This is a genomic window from Shewanella sp. Shew256 (genome assembly GCF_002196695.1).
GTDB lineage: Bacteria > Pseudomonadota > Gammaproteobacteria > Enterobacterales > Shewanellaceae > Shewanella > Shewanella mangrovisoli.
Map to the genome: position 1 here is coordinate 147,643 of NZ_NAJR01000007.1, position 11,997 is coordinate 159,639.

The window sequence follows — 11,997 nt, forward strand, 5'->3', positions numbered from 1 at the left end:
ATTTAGTCATTGTTAAAGTAAAGGGAGCTTGGCTCCCTTTCTTGTTTTTGGGGAGAAGGTTATAATCTCCCGCCGTAAAAGAGGTAGGTTATGACACAGGGATACACACTCTCACTCGCGCACATCAACGATACCCATTCGAATTTTGAGCCCAGCCGCGTACAATTTTCTTTCAATCTCGGGCTTAAAGCCTTAGATATCACCAGTCACAGCGGTGGCTATGCGCGCCTGGGGTATCAGATCAGTCAGGCACGTGACCGAGCTGCACAAAGCCAGATGCCGTTTTTATTTTTGCATGGGGGCGACAGTTTCCAAGGCACGTTGTATTTCAGCCATTTTAAGGGCAAGGCCAACGCCCATCTGCTAAATTTACTCGCACCCGATGCCATGGTGATTGGTAATCACGATATTGATGAAGGCAATGCGCGGCTCGCCGAATTTGCCAAGCAAATCGATTTTCCTCTGCTGGCAGGGAATATGGACTTGAGCCAAGAGGATATCCGCAAGCCAGGTAACCTGCGTACTGTGGCGAATATTCTGGCCTATGATGAAAAAAACCAGCTTGCCAGCTACCTCGAAAAGCCCTTCTACGACAAAAAGCTCGCCGTCATCGGCATTACTCTGGATCAGATGAAAGACATCGCCAGACCCGATCCCGATACCCACTTTGTCGATGCGATTGCCACCACGGCGCGCACCGTCGAGCATCTACATGCCAAAGGCATCAAGCACATTATCGTACTGAGTCACTTAGGTTTAGATCAGGATAGAAGGCTTGCCGAACAAGTCGATGGCATCAGCCTTATCGTCGGTGGCCATACCCATACATTGCAGGGCGATTTTAGTGCCTTGGGGTTAAGCAATATACCCTATGGTGAAACCATCCATGGCACTCCTATCGTTCATGCGGGGAAATACGCCGAAACCTTAGGCTTGGCCGAGATTGAATTTGATGCAACTGGCCGCGCGATAAGCCTCAAGGGTGGCAACTACTTTATGCTCGATAAGCAGTTTATGTTGAGTTCGAGTGAGCAAGTGGATGACACCGACTATCAAGCCGTGCAGCAACGCTTTAATGAGCATCCCTATGTATTGTGGGATGATGCCGATGAAGACATTCATGGCGTGATCCACGATATCTATCGCCCCGCGATTGCCGAGATGGAAAACAAAGTCTTAGCCCTTGTGCCTAAGAATCTAGTGCATACCAGACTGCCGTCTAAGGCATTACCCCATGGCAGTGAAATCGCCCCTTGGGTGAGCCGCAGTATGTTCCAAGAGGCCAAACTTGAAGATCCTCGCATCCACTTTGCCCTGCATAACGCGGGTGGCGTAAGGCAATCGGTCGCCCAAGGCAGGCTCACCCTCGCCGATGTGTTGGGCCAATTGCTGCCCTTCGAATTGCCATTAGTCAAATACGAAATCCAAGGCCAGTATTTATACCAAGCGCTGGAGTCGGCGATTAACGCCGCGACAAACAATAGTGTGCGCGGCACGGGGGCGGGCAGCTTCCCTTATACCTATGGATTGCGTTATTACTACGACGGCAGACGCCCAATGGGGGAGCGTTTGTTCAAGCTTGAAATGATGCAGCAGGATGGCTTATCACTCTGGTATCCAGTGCAACCCGATGCACTCTATGTGGGAGTTTCGACCTCCTATACCGCCGCAGGGAAAGAAGGTTATCACCCACTGTTACAGGCGCGCTGGCAGGAATCGATTGAGACGCTCACTCTACCTCAGGCCTTTATTCGCTTCCTCAATCGGGCGCCCAACCCCAATTTAGCGGATTTGCTCTCGCCCCATGTGCATTACACCAGCCATTTGAAGCGTTCAGTGTAAGCGCCCTGTGTCAGGGATTTGCCTCAAAACTTTATCCTCTTAATTGATCACAGTACTTAGCAATGGGTTAAGTACTGTGATTCACTCCATCCACTAGCAGCACGTTCACTTTACATCTCACTAAAACAACCAGTCGCAATGGGGTAAACGTTCGGCAAACCACGCCTGCGCTTTGCCTTGATTTCCCTTGCGCCACGCGAGAAACACTGGCTGCGCCGGTCTTGGGATCTCAACCTGACACGCGACTAATGCGCCTGAAGCGAGTTCTTCGCGGATCAAATGCTTGGGAAGATAACCCACACCCAGCCCAAGTTGCTGGGCTTTAATCTTGGTCTGCATGTTCGGCACACGAATAACTTGGCGACTATCAAATAATCCACTGGAGCGCTGCGCGAGCGCCGTCGAGCTATCGGCCACCACCACGGAAGGAAATTGCAACAAGGCTTCGGTCGGGATGGGATGGTCAAACTGCGCTAAGGGATGGTGAGGCGCTAGGGCAAACACGAATTCAAGCATGCCGATTTCGACTAAGTGATATTGTCCCTTAGGCAACTCTCCCGTAACCCCAATGGCAATATCGGCGCGGCCCGAATACAGAGCATCCCAACCGCCACCCAATGATTCCTCGGTGATATTAATAGTCACCTGTTTACCTAACTCGGTAAATTCAGCAATCAGTTTTAACAGTGGTAAATCGGGCACCACAGTATCAATAGCTAAGGTTAACGCCGACTCCCAGCCCGTTTCGAGTTGCCGAACCGCCTCTTCAAGCCTTGCGGTGGCGGCTAAAATCTCCCGCCCTTGGCGTAATACCATCTGGCCAACTAAGGTCAGTTCGGCGCGCTGGCCCTTACGTTCAAATAATTTTACCCCTAAGTCGCTCTCTAATTTCTGCACTGTGTAGGTCAGCGCCGATGGCACCCGGAATAAGGATTCGGCTGCTGCCGAAAAACTGCCTTTTTTATCAATAGCATCGAGCACTATCAAGCCATCGAGACTCATCACAGGTAACATAGCAACCTCTTGTTCAAATTTTTTGAAATACAATTTGAAAATGTTCAGATTTTCTTTCTACAAGGTCAAGACTAAACTTTAAACCAATGGAGAGATTAACGTTAAGCCTCAACCGATTAACCCATTAACGACATAGTTAAAAAATTTGAATTAAGGAACATCCCATGAAAGCACTTATCACAAAATTACTGACCTCTGCCCCAAGCTTCGCCCCATTGGCCCTGCGTATTCCTATCGGGATCATCCTCATGGCCCACGGTTCACAAAAACTCTTCGGCTGGTTTGGCGGCTACGGCCTAGAAGGCACTGGACAATGGATGGCCTCCATCGGCTTAACCCCTGGCTACTTAATGGCACTGATGGCAGGCTCAAGCGAATTCTTTGGTGGTTTGCTGCTCATTATCGGTTTACTGACTCGCCCAACGGCACTGGTATTGTCCTTTACTATGGTGGTCGCGATTTTCTCGGTCCACATTGGTAATGGTCTATTCCTCAGCAATAACGGTTATGAGTTTGGTTTAGCCCTGTTAGCCGCCACTGTGTCTCTGGCCGTGTCAGGTGCAGGTAAACTGAGCGCCGACAACCTGTTAGTCGCACGCTTAAAATAAGGAGGAAATGATGATCCATATACGTAAAGCGCAGGACCGTGGGCAGGCTGATTTAGGCTGGTTAAAGAGCCAACATACCTTCTCGTTTGCAAGCTACTACGATCCGCAGCATATGGGCGTGTCTTCCCTACGAGTCATTAACGATGACAGAGTCGCGCCGGGCGCTGGGTTTGAAACCCATGGTCATAAAGACATGGAAATCATCAGTTATGTGATTTCAGGCACCATAGCCCATAAGGACAGTTTTGGTAATGTTAAGACCTTACCAGCGGGAGAGTTTCAGCTAATGTCCGCCGGTAAAGGGATTTACCACAGCGAGTTCAATGCATCAAACACTGAGTCACTGCACTTTTTGCAGATCTGGATCCAACCAGACACCTTAGGGATTGATGCGGGTTATCAGCAAAAGGCCTTCGAGCAAACCTCGGCGCTGACCGCCGTGGTCACCCCAACGGGTGAAAATGGCACCTTGAAAGTACAGCAGGATGCGACCCTGTATCGCCTAATGCTGGCACCGCAAGAGCAAGTGCATATGCCGCAGCTTAAGCCACAGCGTCAGCTCTATGTGCAATTGGTGGAAGGTACACTTAAGGTCAATGACCAAGTGCTCACCCCAGGGGATGGCGCACATATCACCGCCGAAGAAGTGGTTCGATTTAGCGTCGCCGACAGCTATGTCACCGCACTGGTGTTTGACTTAGCCTGATGAATATTGTGACCAATAAAAAAACCGCCGAGGAAACGAGGCGGTTTTTTTATTGGTCTGCGTATGCCTAAAGGGATCCCCTTCGAGCGCAAACCTATGTTAAGGACATAATCAAACTAAAGTTCACTAACACCTGCGCCCTGTCGTTTTGTTTATCTTCGGCAGTGAGATAGCGACGTAGTTCATTACGGCGAATGCAATTAAAACCCTGTTTCTCAAAGAAAGGACGCGCCTGATAGGAGGCTTCAACGGTAAGCCGTTTAAGATTACGGCTTTTTGCCTCTTCGAGTAGGGCTAAATAGAGATGCGTCGCCACTCCGGCACGGCTGTATTCTGGGTGGACAAACAGGCAATCGACTTCGCCGACCATACAATTGAGCTCTTTATCGGAGCATAGCCTTAAGTTGGTAAAGCCAACCAACTTACTGCCTTCCTGCGCCACCCAAGTGGTGGTATCTTCTAACTTAGCCAGCCAGTAGGCATCACTTCGTGCCTCACCTTGGTTTTGCGCCCAAGCTAATCGTTCGGTAAGCGAGTAATATTCCTGCGCGCCCTCCATCACACTGGCGTTAAATACCGCCGCCACCTGTGCCACATCCGCAGGAGAAAATAAGCGTATCTGCATTGGAGTCCACTCCTATGGGTTAATCATGACCAATGGGCACACAGGCAATGTATTCCCATTCAGTTACAGTTTTTTAGTCATATAAAAACTCGGCAACACTTGGCCCAGTTTTTGTTGGTAGCTGCGTTGCTGTTGGACAAATCCGAGCTTAATAAACAGCCCGCGGGAAAGATAAGACGCATCGGCACTCAATTGACAATAGCCCTGCTCTTTTGCCCACTGTTCGAGCTGTCGATAAGCTCGCTCCCCCAGCCCTTGCCGTTGCCAATCGGGATGAATATAGAGGCTATCTATATATCCTTGATGGTGAAAATCCGTTTCGACATTGATAAAACCTGCACAAATCTTAGATAAGCTCACGGCATCTGTCACCAAAATAATCCAAGCTTGGGAACGACTTAAGCGTAAATGCCAATGTTGACTCGAACGGGGCGCCTGCGACCAAGCGTTAAGCTGCGCGGCGTTATATCGCTCATGTTGTATTTGATGCACGCTGTGATGAAAGAGTTCACTCACCGCGCGGGCATAACGGCGCCGATAAGGCACAACTTCAATTTGCTTATTGGCTTGTAAAGGAACGGACACGATTTATCGACCAAGCTTGGACTTATCAGCCTATTTTGCCGCGCTTTACCAACGAGTGATAGCCTAGATATGTATGGAATAGTAAATGCTGAAAACAAAACCGCCTCGACAAGGCGAGGCGGTTTAATGATTCTGGGTCATCTACTATGCAGACCGAGATTATTTCTTCTCGATTTGGCCAACAAACAGCAGCTTGTCGAAGGTGCGGTTTAAGGTTTTGCTGGTGAATTGATTCATCCACATTTGCTCAACCACGGCCACTTTGTCGCCTTTCTTGACTTCAGCTTCTGGGCCGGCTGCCCAAAACGTGTTGTCAGCTTCTTTAATTTGAACATAGGTGTAGCCGCCACCATTCATGGTATCCACAACTGTACCTTCATGAACGACGCCCTGTGCCCAAGCACTTGACATACCTAACGCTAATGTTGCTACAGCCGCTAATTTTACCAATTTTGCCATCATGCCTTTTGTTCCTTGTGTTTTACTAATATGCGGCATTAAAACATGCCATAGGTAATAAATCGCCAATCTCTATCACGAAATACAACACTTATCGCAAAAGTAGGATTTTTATCGCACACAGGGGAACTCATTTCAACAGCGGTTTTAACATGCCCTCGAGGCCATTGAGTTTTACCTCATAAATCAGCGCTAACTGCTCCCCTAATTTTCCCTTTGGAAATCCCTGCTGATGGAACCAGACTAAATAGGGTTCGGGCAATTCGAGTAAGCGGCGGCCAGCATATTTGCCAAAGGGCATGACCTGATTTATGGCATCGATAAGCTGTTGTTGATCCATGAAGGTATTAGCTTGAACTTAAACAGTGGACTAGATGCAGGATGCTACCCTATTGCCCAATGAATGCCTATGGCTAATGTCGCCTGAAGTACGACGATGGCTAAATAGAATAAGTGCAAGTCATAGACTCACCCTATTGGCAATGCATTAGGCGTAGAGTTTACGCAGATTCGGCCCAAGATTGGCACAATGTGAATGCTCAAAACCATATTCAATACAAAGCCGTTCTTCTTCTCCATGGGCGTTAATGCTCACACAAGTCCCTTGACTAGCATGTTCATCCACAAAGGCCATGACTCGCTCTAACATTATTTTGGCCAGCCCCACATGGCGATATTCAGGTAAGACAATAAAATCCTCAATCGCCAGATGGTTAGCCTTATCACCATATACGCAGGCGGCTGCCACTAAGGCGGAGGTATTTTTTGTTGCTCACCCGTTAGGCGAATAGAGACCCAATATAAAGGCTGTAACGGATGCCCATCCGCCATCTCAACGCCGATAGAAGGATGCCCCGCCGCATCGCGTAAATTGAGCAACTCATGAAATAAAGGCGCAGATTCAACCAACTCAAATTCAATAGGCATTAGCATTTTAATATCCACTTTGGCATCCCTTCACGAATGGTAGAAAAATCAAGGTGATTAGACGGCATAATAGGAAAATCCTAACCGAATTAGGTGGCAATTTGATGACATAAAGCACAGCAGCAAGACAACTTTCGACTGAAAAACAGCAACCAAGAGTCTGCGTCTCAATAATATTTAAGAATAAAAATTGAAAAATATCTTCAAAAATGAAATATGGGCCATCAGCCAGATAGCTCAATACTGCTAAACTGACCTAGCTCACCTCAATATTTTTCAAGCCTAAAAAGCATAAAAACATTAAAAATCATCACATTAACTAACAATCAGCCTTATTCATTCTTTCGTCTGATAAGAGTCAAATTAACGGCACACGGCACTGTAACGTCAAATAATAATCGTGCGACAGTTTATAAAAAAGTGTCAAAAATCAGCTAATTGACCGCAATTAACATAGGGTTTACATTCATTTATGACAACAAGGTGCGGTAAAGCTCAACACATATAACAGCCGCCCAAGTGATACCCTAAGCATTGAGGAATTCGTCATGATAGTGTTAGTCGGCGGCGAAAAAGGCGGCAGCGGTAAGAGTTGCCTCGCACAAAATATCGCAGTATTTCTTACCACTGAATGTGGTGCCTCTGTCATCATGGTGGATTGCGATCCACAGCGAACCACATCCGATTGGATCCAAGCCAGAAACAACAACCCCAAACTTGCCAGCATCAACTGCGTACAGCTCTATGGAAAAATCCGAAATGATCTCTTGAGCTTAGAGCAGCATTATGACTTTGTGATTGTTGACTGTGGCGGCCAAGACAACCTAGCGTTAAGGGCGACCATGTCGGTGGCATCCCATATCTTAATGCCACTGCGACCAAAACGCCGCGACTTAAAAACCGTGAGTCATATGGATGATATCGTCGCGACTTGTAAGATGATTAACCCCAAATTGCACGCCTCCTTCGTTATCACCCAATGCCCTAACCTGCCGAATCAAGCGAACCGTATTTTAGAGGCCAAAGAGGTCTGCAAAACCTACGATATCAATGTATTAGATGCGATTACCTATAGCCGTAATATCTATGATGACAGCGAAGAGTCAGGGTTATCTGTTATCGAGATAGAACCTAAGGGTAAAGCCGCCACCGAAATCCGTGCTATCGCCTGTGAAATGTTCCAAGTGGACTGCGCCGCCTCATTAATGGCCTTACTCAGACCAAGTACACCAATGGCCGCGCATCGCGCCGCGATGAATCAACCTCAGCCGAATCATCTGAGAGGACAATATGGGACTCAGCGACCTCAAGAAAAACGCTATGCCATCTAGGGGAGGCGCACAGCCCCTCTCCCTCGATGAGTTTATTGATGCCGCGACCCTCTATGCCATGGGAGAAAACCGTCTCCCAAGTACGGGCGGCTCATTGGCAGCGATGGAATTAGTGAAAGAATTACCGCTTCAAGCGGCGCCGCTTGACGTCACGTCACTTGAAGTCGCACCACTTGAAGTCATATTAGATACTTCCAACGTGGTGACTTTACATCGTCCTAAAACGGCATCGATGCAACTGGATGCAAGCCATGAGGAGGAACGGCCGCATTACCGTAAAGCCACGTTTTCGTTGAGTGAAGCGGCAATCAGCCATTTAGCCAAGCTCTCTGAAGAAAGTGACATTTCCAAATCTAAATTGATCCGTTTTTTAATTGAACAACACTATGCTTTGCCAACCGCCTTGCGGCAGATGCGCGAGCAACAGATAAAAAAATCTTAGTACCGCGCAATCTCCCACCCTTTTCCGGTGATCCACATTGATTAGGTCACCGGTTTTTTTTGCCTCAAAAAAACCTTACAAAAATTAAGTTATAATTTGTATCAAGCCTATCCTTAATGTACAGCTAAGTTTATTAATGCTATTTATTAGCATGTTAACCCTTGTATCTGAGGAGTCATTCTTGTTTAGACCTTTATCGCTCCTATTTATTGGACTTGGATTAACGCTAACAAAACCCGCTTTAGCGGAATTTTCCTTGGCTCAAATTCCCCCGCTATCGAATAAAACCCCCATCACCTTAGTCGCCGAAAAAGGCTTTTGGACCGACTATCTGACCCGCGAAATGCTGCCTAAATTCACCGAAAAAACCGGTGTCAAAGTCAATGTGGTTAGCACCGAGCTTGAGAGCATGTTTGAGCTTCAGACCCAAGCGTTGCTGCAAGGTGAAGGTAAGTACGATTTGCTCACTATGGAGGCGGGTTGGGCAAAAGAGTGGGCAGCCAATGGCTATACAGTGCCACTACCAGAATTAGCCAAACTCTACGACCCCGATGGCGAAAAAGCGATGGAAAGGTATCTCGAACCTTATTATCCATCACTTCTTAACATTTTGTCTTATCACGGAGAGTTGCACGCCATTCCCTACAATAACTATGTGATGGGCAGCCACTACCGTGCCGATCTGTTTGAAAATAAGACTGAGCAAACCCACTTTGAGCAACGTTTCGGTTATCCACTCAAACCTGCGACCAATTTTGATGAACTGCAGGATCAAGCGGTATTTTTTACTCGAAAGACTGGTGAACTCCTCGCCGATAAACCGCTAAGTCACAACTTTTATGGTCTTGCCTTAATGTCTGGCAATAAGCCCCATATTAACGATGAGTTTTCTAGCATTATCTGGAGCTTAGGTGGTGCTTGGATGTGGCCCATCTATAATCAACAAAAACAGCTGACGCATTTTGAGGTGCCCGCTGTCAATCAAGAGGCGCTAAAAGCGGCCATTATTTACCGTAAACTGATGCCCTACGCTATCCCTGCCGATGACAAATTTGCCTTTAACGAAGCGGCCAATGCAATGGCTTCAGGGCAAGTGGCTATTTGGCCTTTTGCCTACAACAATCTATGGTCGGCCTCCTTTAAAGTCGAGGCCAATGTGCCAGGTGCTCGACTTGGCGTAGCTCAAGTGCCAGGCAGTACCCCTTATAACGGCGCCTACGCCTTTGCCGTGAGCTACGACAGCAAAAATCCGCAAGCCGCCTATTGGTTACTTAAATACATGGGCACCTATGAAGCCCAATACGCCTATGCCCTCGGTGGCGGCAATCCCTGCCGAATGGACGTAGTAACGGCGCCCGAGTTTAAACAAGCCTCAAAAAGAGCCATTGCTGGCGCATTCGAGGCAAGCCATATCGCAAATTTATTTTGGTCAACTAAAGTCTTGGATGTCGGGCACTTTACCACGACCGCAATGGGACAAATTTACCCGGAATTAAGCCATGCGTGTTACGCCGCAAGTCGGCATGAAGCGGACAGCGCCGATATTTTTATTGAATTGAGTGCCAAAATTAAGCATCTGCAGAATACCTATGGGGAAGTGCCTGCAATTGATAAGAACAATAGCCAATGAATGCTAAACGACTCACCAGTCTAAAACATAAAATTACGCTGGCCTTTTATATCATTCTGGGCATGGCGTTGCTTAATGGCGTTATCGCTATCCTATTGTCACAACAGCTAAGATCGGAAATCGAACTATTGGTTAATAGCGATGTAGTGAAAGTGACAACCGCGCTGCAACTGGCAAAAAACAGTGAAAGACTGCAAATCATCACCACTGAGTTAAACCATTATGATACCGAGGAGCAGCGCCTACGCTTGTTGCAAGAACTCACAAGCCAATGGGAACATTTGCTTAGGGATACCAAAACCCTCGCCAGCATGGAAACCTCGCCGCATATGCATGAGGCACTTAACCATGCCATAGACACTCAACTTTATTATCAGCAGCAGTTGCCCCTGCTCAACACTTTGACCGACACGGCGCTGCAAGCCAAATTCCAAGCCCAGAATATTCAGGCGAATCTCTCGGGGATGGCAATAGCATTTTCCGATAGCATGCAAACTCAGTTGCAGCAAATTCATGGTCACTATAACCGCTTAATCGCCCAAAAGCAGTTGAATGCAATTGCAGAGAATCTATCTGAAGATCAAAAACTTTCAGCATTTCTTCATCAGGGCGAGCATCTGTTTGTGCTCCTCGACAACGTAAAAAATGTGACAAGCCTAGTCGAGCTTAACCAATTACAACGGGATGGGATGCGCCGACTGATAACCATGGACAACATCTCGCGCTCATTTAATCAAGACAGCGCGATTTATATCGACTGGTTATCGCAAATCAGGCAAAACATGGTGGGTAAAGACAACCTTTTTGACCTCTCCCGCAACGCGCTAAAAAGCACCCAAATTGCCAATGCACATTTTGGCTATCAGGCTGGTGCGGCGCAGGAAATCGCCTCCTTTACCCAAGAATTAGTCAACCATGTAGAAGAAGAAATACAACTCGCGGGCGCAAATCTGAAGAGTGACAGCACATCCTTCGTGATTTTGATCTTTTGTGGCGGCATTCTCTATTGTTTCTTTATCTGGCTCACCAGTTGGCATTTTATCGCTAAAGGCATCATTAAGCCTGTTATCGCCACCCGTGATGCCATGAATGCCATCGCCAATGAAAAACTCGACACCCAAATGCCCATTACCGATAACCTCGAGCTACAACAGATGGTGAGTTCGCTCGAAACCCTTAAAACCTATGCGGCTCAGGTTAAAGCCATGGCCGAAACTGACGGATTAACCGGCTGTTATAATCGCCGCTATTTAGACAGCCAAATTCAGAAGGAATTGATTTACGCTAACGATCATAATATGCCCCTCAGCATAGTGATGTTCGATATCGATAACTTTAAGCAATTTAACGACAGATACGGCCATGTACTGGGCGATCAATGCTTAAAGCAAATCGTCAATGCCGCCAAATCGATTCTGCAACGGCCGACGGATATCCTCGCCCGCTATGGGGGGGAGGAATTTATGCTGTTACTGCCCTCGAGCCATCTAGAGGATGCCTACAAAATTGCCGAACGTCTGCGCAAAGCCATCATCGCCCTGCATATTCCCCATGAGGACTCCTCCCATTCGGGATTAGTGACTATCAGCTTAGGTGTTGCCTGCTGGCAACCGTCACAATTAATCGACACCAATAGACTCCTTTGCCAGGCCGATGAAGCACTTTATCAAGCCAAACAAAATGGCCGAAACCGCACCGAAGTTTTGCTCAACGCTCCCTCACTTTATCCGTAAGAAGCACATCCTAGAGCGTTTTATTTTTAAGCAAAGGATTGAGTTCGCCTCGCTGAATCCCCATTAGCTAATATACCTAAGGAAATAGTGCACTG

The 11,997-nt window shown here is 47.4% G+C and carries 12 protein-coding genes and 1 pseudogene; 7 read left to right on the forward strand and 6 right to left on the reverse strand.

Going from position 1 to position 11,997, the window contains the following annotated elements:
- The first annotated feature begins 90 nt into the window (after positions 1–90).
- A complete protein-coding gene (locus B5P39_RS14690; protein ID WP_088212048.1) occupies positions 91–1,842 on the forward strand; it encodes a bifunctional metallophosphatase/5'-nucleotidase in 1,752 nt (583 codons plus the stop codon).
- A gap of 120 nt (positions 1,843–1,962) precedes the next feature.
- On the opposite strand, the gene B5P39_RS14695 is transcribed toward B5P39_RS14690, so the two are convergent.
- Positions 1,963–2,856, reverse strand: coding sequence for a LysR substrate-binding domain-containing protein (locus B5P39_RS14695; protein WP_088212049.1), 894 nt, complete (start codon positions 2,854–2,856; stop codon positions 1,963–1,965).
- Between the two features lie 164 nt (positions 2,857–3,020).
- Between B5P39_RS14695 and B5P39_RS14700 the strand changes: the two genes are divergently transcribed.
- Together B5P39_RS14700 and B5P39_RS14705 are read left to right on the forward strand one after the other, a co-directional pair.
- Positions 3,021–3,464 carry a DoxX family protein gene (locus tag B5P39_RS14700; protein ID WP_088212050.1) on the forward strand — a complete coding sequence of 148 codons (444 nt, stop codon included), beginning with the start codon at positions 3,021–3,023 and terminating at the stop codon, positions 3,462–3,464.
- 10 nt (positions 3,465–3,474) lie between these two features.
- A complete protein-coding gene (locus tag B5P39_RS14705; protein ID WP_088212051.1) occupies positions 3,475–4,170 on the forward strand; it encodes a pirin family protein in 696 nt (231 codons plus the stop codon).
- A 94-nt stretch (positions 4,171–4,264) separates the two neighbouring features.
- On the opposite strand, the gene B5P39_RS14710 is transcribed toward B5P39_RS14705, so the two are convergent.
- The 5 genes and pseudogenes from B5P39_RS14710 to B5P39_RS14730 form a co-directional block, all read right to left on the reverse strand.
- Positions 4,265–4,795 carry a GNAT family N-acetyltransferase gene (locus B5P39_RS14710; protein ID WP_088212052.1) on the reverse strand — a complete coding sequence of 177 codons (531 nt, stop codon included), beginning with the start codon at positions 4,793–4,795 and terminating at the stop codon, positions 4,265–4,267.
- 63 nt (positions 4,796–4,858) lie between these two features.
- Positions 4,859–5,380 (reverse strand): GNAT family N-acetyltransferase, encoded by a 522-nt coding sequence (locus B5P39_RS14715; protein ID WP_088212053.1) that lies wholly within the window; start codon positions 5,378–5,380, stop codon positions 4,859–4,861.
- A gap of 159 nt (positions 5,381–5,539) precedes the next feature.
- Positions 5,540–5,842, reverse strand: a complete 303-nt coding sequence (locus tag B5P39_RS14720; RefSeq protein WP_011622005.1) for a hypothetical protein — start codon at positions 5,840–5,842, stop codon at positions 5,540–5,542.
- 127 nt (positions 5,843–5,969) lie between these two features.
- Positions 5,970–6,179, reverse strand: a complete 210-nt coding sequence (locus B5P39_RS14725) for a DUF3820 family protein (protein ID WP_088212054.1) — start codon at positions 6,177–6,179, stop codon at positions 5,970–5,972.
- A gap of 147 nt (positions 6,180–6,326) precedes the next feature.
- Positions 6,327–6,784 (reverse strand): annotated as a pseudogene (locus B5P39_RS14730) (GNAT family N-acetyltransferase).
- Positions 6,785–7,314: 530 nt separating this feature from the next.
- Between B5P39_RS14730 and B5P39_RS14735 the strand changes: the two are divergent.
- From B5P39_RS14735 to B5P39_RS14750, 4 genes are all read left to right on the forward strand, one after another.
- Positions 7,315–8,097, forward strand: coding sequence for an AAA family ATPase (locus B5P39_RS14735; protein WP_088212055.1), 783 nt, complete (start codon positions 7,315–7,317; stop codon positions 8,095–8,097).
- Positions 8,057–8,539: a CopG family transcriptional regulator gene (locus B5P39_RS14740; protein WP_176399947.1), complete on the forward strand. Its 483-nt coding sequence runs from the start codon at positions 8,057–8,059 to the stop codon at positions 8,537–8,539. The genes B5P39_RS14735 and B5P39_RS14740 overlap by 41 nt, the downstream gene beginning before the upstream one ends.
- A gap of 136 nt (positions 8,540–8,675) precedes the next feature.
- Positions 8,676–10,169, forward strand: coding sequence for an ABC transporter substrate-binding protein (locus B5P39_RS14745; protein ID WP_249554480.1), 1,494 nt, complete (start codon positions 8,676–8,678; stop codon positions 10,167–10,169).
- Positions 10,166–11,902, forward strand: a complete 1,737-nt coding sequence (locus B5P39_RS14750) for a GGDEF domain-containing protein (protein ID WP_088212058.1) — start codon at positions 10,166–10,168, stop codon at positions 11,900–11,902. Before B5P39_RS14745 ends, B5P39_RS14750 begins: the two co-directional genes overlap by 4 nt.
- Positions 11,903–11,997: the final 95 nt, after the last annotated feature.